The sequence below is a fragment of the Ruegeria sp. HKCCD3925 genome (assembly GCF_057221175.1).
In genome coordinates this window covers 161,637-176,239 of record NZ_JBWVBI010000008.1, presented here as the reverse complement: position 1 = coordinate 176,239, position 14,603 = coordinate 161,637, and the positions used below count along the sequence as shown (strand labels likewise).

The 14,603-nt window shown below is 56.8% G+C and carries 17 protein-coding genes; 11 read left to right on the top strand and 6 right to left on the bottom strand.

All coding sequences use genetic code 11. From position 1 onward, the window contains the following. Nucleotides 1-163 precede the first annotated feature (163 nt). The 5 genes from AC2TEM_RS18765 (at nucleotide 164) to AC2TEM_RS18745 (ending at nucleotide 3,636) form a co-directional block, all read left to right on the top strand. A complete protein-coding gene (locus AC2TEM_RS18765) occupies nucleotides 164-697 on the top strand; it encodes an invasion associated locus B family protein (RefSeq protein WP_170399079.1) in 534 nt (177 codons plus the stop codon). A gap of 176 nt (nucleotides 698-873) precedes the next feature. Continuing rightward, nucleotides 874-1,044, top strand: coding sequence for a hypothetical protein (locus tag AC2TEM_RS18760; RefSeq protein ID WP_170399076.1), 171 nt, complete (start codon nucleotides 874-876; stop codon nucleotides 1,042-1,044). A gap of 157 nt (nucleotides 1,045-1,201) precedes the next feature. Next, nucleotides 1,202-1,522 (top strand): lysozyme inhibitor LprI family protein, encoded by a 321-nt coding sequence (locus AC2TEM_RS18755; RefSeq protein WP_170425943.1) that lies wholly within the window; start codon nucleotides 1,202-1,204, stop codon nucleotides 1,520-1,522. Nucleotides 1,523-1,599: 77 nt separating this feature from the next. Further along, nucleotides 1,600-2,787 carry a dual-specificity RNA methyltransferase RlmN gene (rlmN, locus tag AC2TEM_RS18750; RefSeq protein WP_170425941.1) on the top strand — a complete coding sequence of 396 codons (1,188 nt, stop codon included), beginning with the start codon at nucleotides 1,600-1,602 and terminating at the stop codon, nucleotides 2,785-2,787. Nucleotides 2,788-3,012: 225 nt separating this feature from the next. Beyond that, the gene (locus AC2TEM_RS18745) at nucleotides 3,013-3,636 is read left to right on the top strand and encodes a cytochrome P460 family protein (RefSeq protein WP_170425939.1); all 624 of its coding nucleotides are present in this window, start codon (nucleotides 3,013-3,015) and stop codon (nucleotides 3,634-3,636) included. Between the two features lie 3 nt (nucleotides 3,637-3,639). Here AC2TEM_RS18745 and AC2TEM_RS18740 read toward each other — a convergent pair whose 3' ends face one another. From AC2TEM_RS18740 to AC2TEM_RS18730, 3 genes are all read right to left on the bottom strand, one after another. Further along, nucleotides 3,640-5,298 carry a U32 family peptidase gene (locus AC2TEM_RS18740; protein ID WP_170425938.1) on the bottom strand — a complete coding sequence of 553 codons (1,659 nt, stop codon included), beginning with the start codon at nucleotides 5,296-5,298 and terminating at the stop codon, nucleotides 3,640-3,642. A gap of 63 nt (nucleotides 5,299-5,361) precedes the next feature. Further along, nucleotides 5,362-5,706, bottom strand: a complete 345-nt coding sequence (locus tag AC2TEM_RS18735) for a hypothetical protein (protein ID WP_170611369.1) — start codon at nucleotides 5,704-5,706, stop codon at nucleotides 5,362-5,364. Then, nucleotides 5,703-6,620 (bottom strand): DnaJ C-terminal domain-containing protein, encoded by a 918-nt coding sequence (locus AC2TEM_RS18730; RefSeq protein WP_170399059.1) that lies wholly within the window; start codon nucleotides 6,618-6,620, stop codon nucleotides 5,703-5,705. The genes AC2TEM_RS18735 and AC2TEM_RS18730 overlap by 4 nt, the downstream gene beginning before the upstream one ends. 157 nt (nucleotides 6,621-6,777) lie before the next feature. Here AC2TEM_RS18730 and AC2TEM_RS18725 point away from each other — a divergent pair, with 157 nt between their 5' ends. Beyond that, on the top strand, nucleotides 6,778-7,161 hold the full coding sequence (locus AC2TEM_RS18725) for a hypothetical protein (protein ID WP_170399056.1): 384 nt from the start codon (nucleotides 6,778-6,780) through the stop codon (nucleotides 7,159-7,161). Here the strand turns inward: AC2TEM_RS18725 and AC2TEM_RS18720 are convergent, their stop codons facing one another. Further along, the gene (locus AC2TEM_RS18720; RefSeq protein ID WP_480762960.1) at nucleotides 7,162-8,259 is read right to left on the bottom strand and encodes a cystathionine gamma-lyase; all 1,098 of its coding nucleotides are present in this window, start codon (nucleotides 8,257-8,259) and stop codon (nucleotides 7,162-7,164) included. It abuts the gene before it with no gap. 3 nt (nucleotides 8,260-8,262) lie between these two features. After that, entirely contained in the window at nucleotides 8,263-9,105 is an 843-nt protein-coding gene (locus tag AC2TEM_RS18715; RefSeq protein ID WP_170399048.1) for an LOG family protein, read from the bottom strand. Between the two features lie 78 nt (nucleotides 9,106-9,183). On the opposite strand from AC2TEM_RS18715, the gene AC2TEM_RS18710 reads away from it, so the two are divergent. The 5 genes from AC2TEM_RS18710 (at nucleotide 9,184) to dapD (ending at nucleotide 13,326) form a co-directional block, all read left to right on the top strand. Next, nucleotides 9,184-10,095, top strand: a complete 912-nt coding sequence (locus AC2TEM_RS18710; protein WP_170425932.1) for a threonine/serine dehydratase — start codon at nucleotides 9,184-9,186, stop codon at nucleotides 10,093-10,095. A gap of 44 nt (nucleotides 10,096-10,139) precedes the next feature. Further along, nucleotides 10,140-10,739: a GntR family transcriptional regulator gene (locus AC2TEM_RS18705; protein WP_480856355.1), complete on the top strand. Its 600-nt coding sequence runs from the start codon at nucleotides 10,140-10,142 to the stop codon at nucleotides 10,737-10,739. A gap of 121 nt (nucleotides 10,740-10,860) precedes the next feature. After that, on the top strand, nucleotides 10,861-11,448 hold the full coding sequence (locus tag AC2TEM_RS18700) for a biotin transporter BioY (protein ID WP_170425928.1): 588 nt from the start codon (nucleotides 10,861-10,863) through the stop codon (nucleotides 11,446-11,448). After that, nucleotides 11,441-12,406, top strand: a complete 966-nt coding sequence (gene bioB / locus AC2TEM_RS18695) for a biotin synthase BioB (protein WP_170425926.1) — start codon at nucleotides 11,441-11,443, stop codon at nucleotides 12,404-12,406. The genes AC2TEM_RS18700 and bioB overlap by 8 nt, the downstream gene beginning before the upstream one ends. Before the next feature lie 92 nt (nucleotides 12,407-12,498). Next, complete coding sequence (dapD, locus tag AC2TEM_RS18690) at nucleotides 12,499-13,326, top strand: 2,3,4,5-tetrahydropyridine-2,6-dicarboxylate N-succinyltransferase (protein WP_170399035.1); 828 nt, start codon at nucleotides 12,499-12,501, stop codon at nucleotides 13,324-13,326. Between the two features lie 52 nt (nucleotides 13,327-13,378). On the opposite strand, the gene AC2TEM_RS18685 is transcribed toward dapD, so the two are convergent. Continuing rightward, a complete protein-coding gene (locus AC2TEM_RS18685) occupies nucleotides 13,379-14,560 on the bottom strand; it encodes an aromatic ring-hydroxylating oxygenase subunit alpha (RefSeq protein ID WP_170399033.1) in 1,182 nt (393 codons plus the stop codon). Between the last annotated feature and the right edge of the window lie 43 nt (nucleotides 14,561-14,603).

Below are 14,603 nucleotides of genomic sequence, written 5' to 3'. Positions count from 1 at the left end.
ATGCGCAAAAATCTGCCAATCGCTCTTTCGCCTGTGGCGAAACCTGCGTTAGTGTGTGTATGTCGACAATCATCGGAATACGCAACTGAACAGACGAACCGGCAGAGTTCGCACGTATTTCCGATGGGTATGAGGTAATAGGTCGGGCTAGGAGGCTGAACCGATGGGATTAAAGCTCGTCCGCGTGATCGCGGGCCTGTGCATGGCAGGAATGGCGACAACGGCAATTGCGCAGCAGGCGACCAGTACCAATCGCGTCGCTGCAAAAACGGACTGGAGCGTGTTTGTCGAGGACGACCCAACCGAATGCTGGAGCGTATCTGCCCCGAAAGAGACCGTGAACACACGCGGTGGCCGGGTCGTTTCCGTTCGGCGCAGCGATATCCTGCTGTTTGTGTTCTATCGCCCGAATGCCGAGGTTAAAGGGCAGGTGACCTTTACCGGCGGCTATCCGTTTGCGTCTGGTTCTACTGTCAATCTGGTTGTCGATGGCAGCGAGTTCGAGCTGTTCACCGATGGTGAGTGGGCATGGCCTGCGACCGCCTCGGACGATGCCAAGATCGTCACAGCGATGAAGCGCGGAAGTGAGGCGGTGCTGACCGCCCGTTCGGAACGTGGTACGCAGACCAAGGACACCTTCTCGTTGCTGGGCTTTACGGCCGCGATTGAAGACGCGGAAACGCGCTGCACGAACTAAGCCACAAGCAGATCAAATTCCGAAACCCCGCTTTCCGGCGGGGTTTTATTTGTTTGGTCCGATCCAGTGTGTTTTCAGAAATTTACGCCACGTAGAGCGGTGTTTCTTGATCCGTGTCAAAGCCTGCGTCCCCGTTTTCTGAACTAATTAGTTCAGAATTTGTTGAGGAGTCGGCAATGAACTTAAGCAAAAACCTGGCAGTGCTCTTGATGGCGTCTGCGGTGATCCTTGCAGGTTGTGAGAAAGGATCGGAAACCTATCCGATAACGGGTGAGCAATGTGGTCCGGAAGATCCCGTAAAGACCCTGGATGCAGAAGATTGCTACATCCCGCCCGCAGTAAACTAACAACAATGGGCCGCTTAAGTTTCTGCTTTAGTGGCCCATCTTGATTGGGCGCGCATCTTGATCTGTGATAGACAGATATCTCTGTCTGGAGGATTGATGGATGCGATGGGCGTTTGTTTTTTTGATGTTTCCGATATCCGCAAGTGCGGATCCAACTATGGAGTGTATTGACGCCGCTTCGCAGGTGGAAATTGGATCTTGTGTTTCGGATATGGAATTGCGGGTAAACGCTGCGATAGACTCCAGCTATTCGCTAGCGCTCGGCTCCGCACAAGAACTGGACGAGGTCACCGGACGGGTCGTGGCTGTGCCTGCGCTGGAGGCCTCGCAAAACGCGTGGGTGGCCTATCGCGATGCGCAGTGCGAAGCGGTAGGTGCTTCGTTCGGCGGAGGATCGGGTACGGGGATCGCCATCACAGCCTGTCGGGTTGACCTTGGCCGGGCGCGGGTTGACGAATTGTTGCGTTACGCAAATTGAAGCACGAATTCTTTTGATCTTTACGTGTGTTCCTATATAGAGGCGCATCCCAAGCCAGAATCCACCGAGATACGCCAATGTCGCCCAAAGCGCCGATCACTCAAGACGTCATGACCATCCCCCGCAAACTGCCCGACGGGAAGATGAACCTTGTCGGTTTGACCCGCGATCAATTGCGTGAGGCGCTAATTGAACACGGCACGCCCGAAAAGCAGGCGAAGATGCGCACAGGGCAGATTTGGCAATGGATCTACCAATGGGGTGTGCGTGATTTTGGTGAGATGACCAATCTGGCCAAGGCCTATCGCACGCAACTGGCCGAGCAGTTCGTAATCGAAATCCCCGAAGTCGTGACCCGTCAGGTTTCAGAGGACGGCACCCGCAAGTATCTGTGCCGCATCGCGGGCGGGCATGAGGTTGAGGTTGTCTATATCCCTGAAGATGATCGCGGAACTCTATGCATTTCATCTCAGGTGGGCTGTACTCTGACCTGCTCCTTCTGCCACACGGGCACGCAGAAATTGGTGCGCAACCTGACAGCGGCCGAAATTGTCGGGCAGGTCATGATGGCGCGGGACGATCTTGAGGAATGGCCGACACCCGGTGCCCCCAAGGACGAGACACGGCTGTTGTCGAATATCGTGCTGATGGGTATGGGCGAGCCGCTTTACAACTTTGAAAACGTCCGTGACGCAATGAAGATCGCGATGGACCCCGAAGGGATTTCTCTGTCCCGTCGCCGCATCACGCTGTCGACCTCGGGTGTGGTACCCGAGATCGCGCGCACGGCTGAAGAAATTGGATGCCTGTTGGCGATCTCGTTCCACGCTACCACTGATGAAACTCGCGACGTACTTGTTCCGATCAACAAGCGCTGGAATATCGAGGAACTGCTGCAGGCGTTGGCCAGCTATCCCAACGCGTCGAATTCTGAACGGATCACGTTCGAATACGTGATGCTGGATGGCGTGAACGACAGCGACGAAGACGCACATCGCCTGATCGCACATATCAAGCGCCATAACATCCCGGCCAAGATCAACCTGATCCCGTTCAACGAATGGCCGGGCGCGCCCTACAAGCGCAGCTCGAACAATCGTATCCGCGCCTTTGCGAACATCATCTATCAGGCGGGCTATGCCTCACCCATCCGCAAAACGCGGGGTGAGGATATCATGGCGGCCTGTGGCCAGTTAAAATCGGCCACCGAACGGGCCCGGAAATCGCGAAAGCAGATCGAGGCTGAAGCCGGGCTAAACCGTTAAGGGCATGGGCCGTGGCTTCGCGCGAAAAACTTAATGAATTGAGTGCTGTTTCCTTGTTCAAAATTTGGTATCTTCGGCGCAGACCCGCTCTGGATGGGGAACTCACCGACAGACACAAGGTGGTGAGATTGCTGGGGCGGTGCTGGTAACACCAATTAAGGCCGCTACCATTTTTCTGAAGCAAAGCGGCATTTAGGCGAACTGATCAGTCAGGGAGGCCACAATATGATTGTAAGTCACCGGCAAGTCTTGGGTATCGCAGCTGTTCTGGCGATCTCGGGATTTGTTCTCCACGCGGCATCTGCTCAGACCAAAGATCAGGATGCGCATTTGGCGATTGAAAACCCAGCCGATCTGACCAAGGAGCAAGCGCAGAAACACTATCAGTCATTGATACGACGCATGTCGCGGGGTTATGCGGCGGCACAGATGGACTTGATCCGAAACTATCAGAACTGGCCGTTGTTCAACGATGCGCCCTACATCTCGGCCACGCATGGGCAGCGCTATGTCAACAGCTATGCGAACCGCATGGCCCACAATTACGGCACATTGCAAGAAGGCGAAGAGCTGCCTGCGGGCTCGGTCCTGGCCAAAGACAGTATGACTGTCACAGATGAGGGCAATATCCATCCCGGTGCCCTGTTCGTGATGGAGAAACTGCCAGAAGGCACCAACCCGGAAACAGCCGACTGGCGTTATATCATGGTGATGCCGGACGGTTCGCTGTTCGGTGATACGATGGGCTTTCGCGCGTCAGAGGTCGATTACTGCCATGTCTGCCACGAGGCCGTCGCGGACCGGGACTATACGTTTTACGTACCCGAAGAGTATCGTGTCGCAGAGTGATCTTCAGGCCGCCGGGTCAGGCAGCTTCAGCTCAGTCGCTTCCTGACGACTGAGTTGCTCACCCTGTTTGCGTTTGGATAGGACCTCGCGGGCGAGCGCGTATTTCTCATCCTGCCAGAAGATCAAACAGCCGTTGCAGCCTTTGCCGCAACATCCCTCGGTTCCGATACGATTGGTTTTGAAGCGGCGCTCATTGCCGTCTTCGCCGATTTTCTCGACCAGCTCGTCACGACGGCGGGTATAGGCCTTAGGGTTGTCGCGACCTGAGGTTTCCAGCCCCTGCACCAGCTTGTCAAACCGAATGCGACTCCAGTGTTCGTCGGTCAGGGCACGTTCTTTGCGCAGGACGGAGTAGACCGGGAAACGGGCGCGCAGATCGTCGATATCCTCGTGATCGAACAGGGTGAAGGGAAGGCGGATCATGGTTTTGGTACTGCCATGCACAACGTTCAGCCGCGCCCCATCATGAGCGCGTTCAAAGTCATAGACCCGCAGCAGAACCGTCTCGCGCGAAATCGGAGAGACGAAATCCAATACATCCCCCGGTTCCAGCTTGTTTTTCACCTCGACCAGAAAGGCATCCTCGGTCACCTCGGTGACGATCCCGGCATATTCCCACTGCGCAATCGAGGCTGTGTGTTCGTAATCATGTGCATAATTGGTCAGGCGGCCTTCGTGGAAAGCCAGCGTGTAGCCGCGGTTCCCGATTGTTTCGAGTTCACGCATATAGGGCTTCGGGTCCCAGTTCTCGGGGTCGGCGTGATAGTCGTCGATGGCCATACGATAGGCGCGCGCGACGATGGCGGCATAATACTCCGATTTGCCGCGCCCTTCGACTTTCAGACTGTCGACACCGATCTTCAAGTATTCATCCAGCTTGGGCATGATGCACAGGTCGCGGGAATTGAGGATGTAGGATCCCCGATCATCCTCTTCGATGGGCATCAAATCACCGGGGCGACAGCCTTCTTCCAGCAGGAATTCGAATAGGTCGGCGTTTTCATCGGTAATGCGCAGCTCCTGATGCGTTCCGTCTTTCAGACGCAGTTTCAAACCATAGTTCCAGCGGCAGGAATTGGCGCAGTTGCCCTGATTGGCCCCGCGTTCGGCCATGAAGTTCGACAGTAGGCAGCGGCCCGAATAGGTCATGCACATGGCCCCGTGCACAAACGCCTCAAGCTTGATGTCCGGGCATTTTTCGCGAATCTCGACCAGTTCGGGATAGGAGACTTCGCGGGCTAGAACCACAAGCTCGGCCCCCTGATCCTGCCAGAACTTCACCGACAACCACGAACAGATATTGGCTTGCGTCGAGATATGCAGCGGCAGTTCCGGCGCGCGTTCGCGGACGTATTGGAACACTCCGGGGTCGGCGATGATCAGCCCGTCAGGTTTCACCTTGCGGACAGTGTCGATGTATTCGTCCAGCTTCGGAATGTCCTTATTGTGCGAGAACAGGTTCAGTGTCAGGTACGCGCGCCGGCCATGGTTGTGGCAGAACTCGACCCCCTCTATCACCTCTTCCAGCGAGAACTCGGACTTTGTCCGCAGCGACATATCCGGTGTGCCCAGATAGACCGCATCCGCGCCATAGAGGATGGCGAGTTTCAACTTACGCAGATTGCCCGCAGGCATCAGCAATTCGGATCTGGACTGGGTCATGGGGATACCGGGCTAAGGATCAAGGGCGCCTTCTACGCCAAAATCCCGGCTCCCAAAACCCCGTTAACTGCGACGGAATCGCGCTGTTCCGATCACTTCGATCAGTTGTTGGCGAACCGGTTCCGGTTGCGCCTCGACTGCGTTCAAAACCTCGCGCAGTTCGGCGCGCAGCCCATGCATCTGGTCGATCAGAGAGATCATCATCGACAGTGCATCGGCCTCCATGTCGTACTGGTCATGCAGTTCGCATGCCAGTTCCAGACGTGCAACGTCGATACGCTGATATCGCAGACCTTGCTCCGATTGCTCGGGGATCACGATCTCAGCGGCCAGATATTCGGTCAGGCGATCCGAAGTCAGGCGGGTGATGGCGTCGATCAGTTCGGCTTCGGTCAATGTGCGGCTCATGACGGCATTCCTTTGCGCGGATCATAGCCGTGGGTTTCTCGCCATGTCTCCATGAAGTGCTTCAATTCATCGTCTACCTTATCTGGCATTGCGACGGTCAGTTCTATGAACTGATCGCCCCGCTCGGACGAGCCGCGTTTCTTGACTCCTTTGCCACGCAGGCGCAGGGTTTTGCCGCTGCTGGTCCCCGCTGGGACACTGACATTGACGCCACCGTCGATGGTGGGGGCGGGAACCTTGCCACCCAGAACGGCCTCATCAATGGTGATGGGCAGCGTGATGTGGATGTCATCGCCCTGACGGTCGAACACCGGGTGATCCGCAACCGAGATCGTCACAAGCGCATCGCCGGGAGGCCCATCGCCGTACCCCGGGGCCCCTTTGCCACGCAGGCGGATGGTTTGCCCGGTCGTGATACCCGCAGGTATCTTCACTTCAATCCGGTTCCCATCTGGCAGGGTCAATTTCTGGCTGGCTCCGAAAACGGCGTCCAGAAAACTGATCTGCAGCGAGTAGTTCAAGTTGTGGCCCGGTGCATGGAACTCCTGCGTGCGCTGTCCATATCCACCCCGCCCGCGCATGAATTCGGCAAAGATGTCGGACATATCGTCCTGTTCAGCCGCGTGACCGCGATAAGGGTTGCCTGCAGCCTCGGCATATTCGCGATAATACTGCTGCTGCGGACGTTCCTGTCCCGACGCATCAATTTCGCCATTGTCGTAGCGTTTGCGCGTCTCGGGGTCTTTCAGCAGGTCATAAGCAGCAGCAGCGGCTTTGAACTTGGCCTCTGCCTCGGCATCGCCCGGCTTGAGGTCCGGGTGGCATTCTTTGGCGATCTTCCGATAGGCTTTCTTGATCTCGGCATCGCTGGCGTCTTTGGCGACGCCAAGTACGGAATAGGGATCGTCGCTCATCTTGCCTCTCGTCGATGTGGGGTTTGGCCTTGATGAAGGTATTTTATCAATTGATTTCAACAGGTCAAAAAGAAGAGGCGGCTAAATTGTCTCGTAAATCTGTCAAGCTCTGCTAATATTAAGATGTTTCAGATTGATCATTGACGGAGATCACCCCATGACGCGCAGGCTCAAATCGGTGCTGGCATTGCTGGCTGGGAACGCCATCGGGCTGCTTTTGGCCAGTTTGCTGCTGTCAGAGTTTGCGATCCGACCGATTTCCTTCATCGTGGTGGTAGTCGTGTTCACCCTGGTCCAGGTGATAGCCGAACCGCTGATCCTGAAGCTGGGGGAAAAGAAGGCGCCGGCGCTGAAGGGCGGAATTGCCTTGATCGTAACCTTTGTTGGCCTTCTGGTCACCGATCTGATCACATCCGGTCTGACCATTGGCGGTATCTCAAATCTGTTGGCCGCAACCTTGCTGGTATGGTTGGGCGCTCTGATCGGCAGTATTGTGCTGCCGATCTACGTGTTTCCCGAACTGCGCGACCCTAAGAAATAGTCATATCGCGTCTAAACTGGCCTCGATGGCCTGCCACAACTCGTCCACCGGTTCGCACCCCACGGACAGGCGGATGAAAGCAGGATCGACAGCATCCCCCCAACGGGCGCGCCGCTCGGCCGAACTGTGGACGCCGCCGAAGGATGTAGCCGGACGCAGCAGTGGGCAGCTGTTGATGAACTGTTCGGCTTTGTTCTCGGTCTCAAGCGTGATGCTTAGCAGAAACCCGAAGCGCGTGGTTTGAGCCGTCGCCAATGTGTGCGCCGGATCATCGGTCAGTCCGGGATAGCGGATCTGTTTCACGGCCGGGTGCGCCGCCAGCCGTTCAGCCAGTATTTGTGCTGAGCTACACATCCGATCAAACCGCACATCCAGAGTCTCCAAACCCCGATGTAGCAACCACGCTTCATTTGGCCCCGGGATCGCACCGGAGACGCGGCGCCATTCCTCAACTCGCTCCATGATTTGCGGATCGCGGCTGGCTAAATGACCCATCAACAGGTCCGAATGCCCACCCATCGCTTTGGTATCTGAACTCACAACCACATCGACGCCAAGGTCGAGTGGGCGCTGGCCCAATGGGGTCATCGTAGTGTTGTCGGCGATGGTGATGCCGCCGGCCTCGCGCACCGCCTCGGCAATTGCACGCAGATCAAGCATGTCCAGACCGGGGTTCGAGGGGCTTTCCAGAAACACAACATCGACTTCATCAAAGCCACCTTCGGCAAAGTCGGTGGTTGGGCGTTCGATAACCGAGACGCCCAGATTTGACAGGAACCGATCAGCCAAAAGGCGCGTCACATAATACCCGTCGGACGGGATCAGCAGCCGCGACCCGGCTTGGACCGTCGCAAACAAGGCCGCCGAAATCGCACCCATACCCGAAGGAAAGCTGAGGCAGGGTGCATCTTCGAGATGCGACAGAACGTGTTCCAGATGCACCCAGGTCGGGTTATCGACCCGGCCATAGCTGGCATGCCCATCCGGCGCGCCGGGCAGATGGTACATGCTGCTTTGGGTCAACGGCAGGGCCACAGGCTCGCCTTTGTTCAGAGCATTCCCGCGCAGGTGCAACATTTCTCCGGTCTTCGGGCTCATGGCTCAGCGCCCCGGTATTTCATCGCGTGGGGGCGCGGGTTCCCAGTTCTCGATGATCTCGACTGCCTCTTGCGCAGTGTCGACAAAGCGGAACAGGTCAAGATCCTCGTCCGAGATCGTGCCCGCATCGGCTAGCGCTTCCCAGTTGATAACCTTTTCCCAGAACTCACGCCCGAACAGCAGGAAAGGGACGCGGTCCATGCGGCCGGTCTGGATCAAAGTCAGGGATTCGAAGAGCTCATCCATGGTGCCGAAGCCGCCGGGGAAGATGGTGATGGCGCGAGCGCGCATAAGGAAGTGCATCTTACGGATGGCGAAGTAGTGGAAATTGAAGCTGAGATCAGGCGTCACGTATAGGTTCGGAGCCTGCTCGTGCGGAAGCACGATGTTCAGGCCGATCGAACACCCGCCCGCATCCTGTGCACCACGGTTACCCGCCTCCATCACGCCGGGGCCGCCACCGGTGACGATCACATTTTCGCGGCAGCCTGTCTGATTTGACTTCTCGGTCATCAGCCGCGCAAACTCACGCGCTTCATCGTAGTATTTCGACAGCCCGGCCAAGGTCTCGGTCCGCGCCGTGTGTTTCTGAGCGGGTTCCGGAATGCGCGCGCCACCGAACATGACGATGGTCGAGGTGATCTCACGCTCTGTCATGATCATCTCGGGCTTCAGCAGCTCCAGCTGCAGTCGTACGGGGCGCAGCTCATCCCGGCACAGGAAGTCATCATCAGCGAAGGCAAGGCGATAGGCCGAAGACCGCGTCTGCGGGGTATCTGGTACCTCGCTTGCGGTCGAGCGGTCGGTCTGTGCGTCGCGAAAGGGGCTGAGGCGATCTTCTCTCATATGCGGGGTTCCCTGCTTGCGTGTTTCCAAAACAGCTATAGGGTTCGCGGGCAGAGTGCCAGTCACGGAAAGACAAGAATGGATTGGAAAAGTGAAATATTGGCAGCGCGGGACCGCATTGCCGGACACGCACATGTCACGCCAGTGATGGAAAGCCAAATTCCGGGCTATCCGGTTGAAATGAAACTTGAACATATGCAGCACACCGGCAGCTTCAAAGCGCGCGGAGCGTTCAATACCCTGCTCAGCATGGATGTGCCTGCGGCAGGCGTCGTGGCGGCTTCCGGTGGCAACCACGGTGCGGCAGCGGCTTATGCCGCGCAATCACTGAGCTACCCAGCGAAGATTTTTGTGCCCGAACTTGCAGGTCCCTCCAAGATTGCGCTGATCAAGCGGATCGGGGCTGATCTGAGTGTTGTTTCGGGTGAATACGCCAATGCACTGACCATGGCGAAGGCGCATGAGGAAAGCACCGGCGCCATGCAAATCCACGCCTATGATGCGCCAGCGACGGTGGCAGGGCAAGGGACATGTTTTGCTGAATGGGACGCGCAGGGCTTGCAGGCGGACACAGTATTGGTGGCCGTGGGCGGCGGTGGGCTGATTGCCGGAGCTTTGGCATGGTTTCAGGGTGCGCGCAAAGTCGTGGCGGTCGAACCGGAAACCTCTTGCGCGCTGAATGCGGCGTTGGCTGCGGGCGAACCGGTTGATGTTTCCGTTTCGGGCATTGCAGCGAACGCACTGGGCGCACGGAGAATTGGTGAGATTTGCTTTGGGCTGGCCCAAGGTATGAGTTCGGTTCTGGTTTCTGATGATGCGATAGCGCAAGCCCAGAATACTCTGTGGCAGACGCATCGAATACTGGTTGAACCAGCAGGGGCTGCTGCGCTTGCCGCACTGATTTCGGGCGCTTACCAGCCGGAGCCGGGTGAGCGTGTCGCAGTGCTGATTTGCGGCGGGAACATCGCGCCAGATCCGCTAACGGGTTGAGAATACGGCTTGTAGATGTTGTTCATGGATTTTATCTATAATTCATGACCGCAACCATTGCCGACACAATCTATAATGCCCTGAGCCAGAAAATCATCACCGGCGATCTTCCTGCCGGTGAAAAGCTGCGTCAGGACCATATCGCGCGCGACTTTGAGACCAGCCATGTGCCGGTGCGCGAAGCACTGCTGCGGCTTGAGGCGCATGGATTGGCCAAAAGCGAACCGCGAAAGGGCATGCGCGTCACCGCGTTGGACCCTGCCGAAGTGCGTGAAGTGATCGAAATGCGTGTCGCGCTGGAAACGCTGGCGATGCAGCATTCCGTGCAAAATATGACGCCAGCTGCTCTGAAAGTGGCTGATGATGCGCGAAAGGCATGTGATCAGGCTGAAAACATGCCTCAATGGGAGGCGCGGAACAGGGTCTTTCATCGTGCCATCCTGACACCTTGCGGGTTGCCCCGTCTTTTGCATGCTGTCGATGACCTGCACATTGCCAGTGCCAGGCACTTGTTTGCACATTGGCGGCCCAAATGGGTGCAGCGCGTCGATACGGATCACGCTGCGATCATTCAGGCGCTTAAGAGTAAAGACGTTTCCGCCGCAACTTCGATACTTGTGCGCCATGTCCGTCGTGCAAGCTGATACTTTCTGCCTTTGAAACGACAATCTGTGCCTCCTCAGAAGATTTGGCTTGATTTATAATAGATAAAAATGATGATCACTTTCGAATCTATCAAATATTATCTATAAAAAGAGAAAGACGATGAAAGCCACTCTGCAATCCACCCTTCCGGCCGCCGGAGCAATAACCCCAGCGGGTCAGATCCTTCGTATCGTGATGGGTATTCTTCTTTTGACCGCCAGTGCAAAAGTCCAGGTGCCATTTTGGCCTGTGCCCATGACCCTTCAAGTCGCCGCTGTCATGGCTATCGCCGCGGCATTTGGGCTGCGTCTCGGTTCTGCAACCGTGATCGGTTACATGGTTGCCGGGGCAGTGGGTTTGCCGGTGTTTGCCGGAACGCCCGAAAAAGGCATCGGGCTGGCCTATATGATGGGCGGAACCGGAGGTTATTTGCTGGGTTTCGTGGTCGCCTCGGTCATGGTTGGATGGGCCGCGGACAATCTGCGCAAGCTGTTTCTGGTTCCGGCGATGCTGGCTGGACTTGCAGCGATCTATGCGCTGGGTCTGGGTTGGTTGGCTCAGTTCGTGCCTGCAGACAAGGTTCTGGTTTACGGTTTCAGCCCTTTCATTCTGGGTGATCTCGTGAAGATTGCATTGGCATCCGTTCTCGTGATTGGCCTGCCGACGGGTCTGATGCAGAAAATCCGTGGGCCGCAGCCAGATGCTTGATACCGGGCAAGATATCCGCAGCGATTGGACCGTGGATGAAGTGGAGGCGCTGATGCGCCTCCCACTGTTGGATCTGGTAGGTCGCGCAAATGTAGTTCACCGGACATATCACGATCCAAACGACATCCAAAAAGCCAGCCTGCTGTCGATAAAAACCGGAAGCTGTCCCGAGGATTGCGCCTATTGCCCGCAATCCGCTCATCATCGCGAGGTCGAGCTGACCAAGGAAAAGCTCATGAACCCTGCGCATGTCATCTCGCTTGCCAAACGGGCGCGCGATGCGGGGGCTGAACGGTTTTGCATGGGTGCTGCATGGCGTCAGGTGCGCGACGGCGAAGAATTCGACAATGTGCTGGACATGGTGCGGGGCGTGCGTGATCTGGGCATGGAGGCTTGCGTCACCCTGGGCATGCTCAAGCCACATCAGGCCAAACGATTGGCCGAGGCGGGACTTACCGCGTACAATCATAACCTGGATACTTCGCCGGAATTCTATGGCGAGATTATTGGAACTCGTACCTATCAGGATCGTTTGGAGACCCTCAGCTATTGCCGGGACGAAGGTATTGATCTGTGCTGCGGCGGCATTATCGGTATGGGTGAAAGCCTGCGGGATCGTGCCTCGCTGTTGCAGGTCCTTGCGAATTTTGACCCGCATCCCGAAAGCGTACCGATAAACGCGCTGATCCCGATCAAAGGCACGCCGCTGGCGCATCTAGAAAAAGTAGGCATTTTTGATCTGGTGCGCATGGTTGCGACCGCGCGGATCGCCATGCCGCAAACACGGGTGCGCTTGTCGGCAGGACGGTCGGACTTTTCAACTGCCGAGCAGGCTTTGTGCTTTCTGGCTGGCGCAAATTCGGTTTTCTACGGCGATGTGTTGCTGACTGCACCCAATGCCGGAACCCAAAATGACCGGGATATGTTTGCCGCACTCAGCGCACTTACCGAAGATTGACGCAAACCGAGGTATCCGCGTCGCATTGCGCCATGGGTCTCGCTTGCGTATAGGCCACATCAACGTGAACAGATTCTCTAGGGAGACGCCCCATGTCCAATGCGCAACTGGAAGCCGCCATCGAAGCCGCCTGGGAAGTACGTGACACAATCACCCCTGCGACCACCGGCGAGCAACGAGAAGCAATCGAAGACACGCTGAGCGCGCTGGACAGCGGTTCGCTGCGGGTGGCTGAAAAGCTCGACAGTGGTGATTGGCACGTGAACCAGTGGGCGAAAAAAGCAGTTCTGCTGGGGTTTCGCATCAAGGACATGGAAATCCAGACCGGAGGCCCGCAAGACGGCGGCTGGTGGGATAAGGTCGACAGCAAGTTCGCCGGCTGGGGAGAGAACCAGTGGCGCGCGGCAGGGTTCCGCGCCGTGCCAAACTGTGTGGTCCGCAAGTCGGCCTATGTCGCACCTGGTGTGGTGCTGATGCCCTCGTTCGTGAACCTTGGCGCTTATGTCGATGAAGGCACGATGGTTGATACCTGGGCCACCGTTGGTTCCTGCGCGCAGATCGGCAAGAACGTGCACTTGTCGGGCGGCGTCGGCATTGGAGGCGTACTGGAGCCGATGCAGGCCGGTCCGACCATTATCGAGGACAACTGCTTTATCGGTGCGCGTTCGGAAGTGGTCGAAGGCTGCATCGTCCGCGAGGGTTCGGTTCTGGGCATGGGCGTATTCATCGGTAAATCCACCAAGATCGTGGACCGCGAAACCGGTGAAGTCATGTATGGCGAGGTTCCGCCCTATTCGGTGGTTGTTGCGGGCTCGATGCCGTCCAAGAACAATGTAAGCCTGTATTGCGCGGTCATCGTGAAACGCGTCGATGAAAAGACCCGTTCGAAAACTGGGATCAATGAGCTACTGCGCGACTGATCCCCTCGTTTCAGTTTGAATAGGCCGCAGAGTGCATGCTCTGCGGCCTTTCTTATTTTGGCATGAACTCCAGCACTGTTTGCTGAAAGAAATCAATCGCCGCCTCACCTCCGGCCCCTTTGGCCAGAGGGCCGACTTGATATCGGGGCGATTGAAGGGCGCGCTGCATCTTTTCGCACACCCAGACATCCTCGGTCTGAAAATCCCCCGTCTCCAGTGGGTGCAGGGTCCAGTGAGAGGATTTGATCCGACCGGATTCCGGGTCGTATCCGGGTATGTCCGCCGCGCGATGCGTATAGGTGAACCAGCCTTTAGGCGACCAGTTTCTGACCCGCAGCAGAGTTGTGTTGGCGTCGACCGGTTCCATGGTCGATATCGAAAACCCCCAGGGGTTTGGCGTCAGGATCGTGGTCGGAAACAGCATGTAGACCCCACCATAGCCCGGCGTTTCGGCATTCCGTACCGTTTTCAGGCCGGACCCTTTGGCCGAGTTTTCAACAAACTGAGGGATACGATGTTTGACGCCTTCGCGCTCGGTCGACCACCAGACCATGTTGTGGCCAAAAACCTCCCAAAGATTCTTGTCATGGGTTGGCCCGCCCAACGTGTCTTTGTGCAGATAGGCCAGATGATAGCCGTCGATTGCATTTTCAAAGAAGACCTTCCAATTGCAGTTGATCTCATAGACCACGTCGTCGGGGTTCTCTTGTAGCTCGCTTGATGCCAGATCATGAGGCCAAGGTATTTGAGCCAGATCGCCAAGCCACGCGTCAAAGCTTTGATCCGGTTCTGGGTGAACAAAAACAAGGTTGCGGAAGACACCGACTGAGGCACCGAACAACGCGGTTGCCTTCTTGTCCAGATCCGGAAAGCACTCGCGCTGGGCTGGTACTCCGCGCAATGCGCCATCCAGATTGTAGACCCAGTTGTGATAAGGGCAGACAATGGTCTTGCCTGCGTTGCCGCAACCTTCCAACAACTCGGTTCCGCGATGGCGGCATTGGTTGTGGAAGGCGCGCAAGTCGCCATTTGCGTCCCGTATGACGATCAGAGCGTAGGCCCCGGCCTGAATCGTCCTGAAATCGCCGGGTTCGGTGAAATCCATAGTCACGCCGGCAAAACTCCAGCACTTGCTGAACAGGGTTTTCTGTTCGGCCTCATACCAACTGTCCGAGACATATGCCTCACGCGGCAGTTGTTGCTTGGGTTGATCCGGAAGTGCGTCAGGCGGCATTGTTGAGTCCGTTTATTGTCAAAAATGATAATCATCAATATTG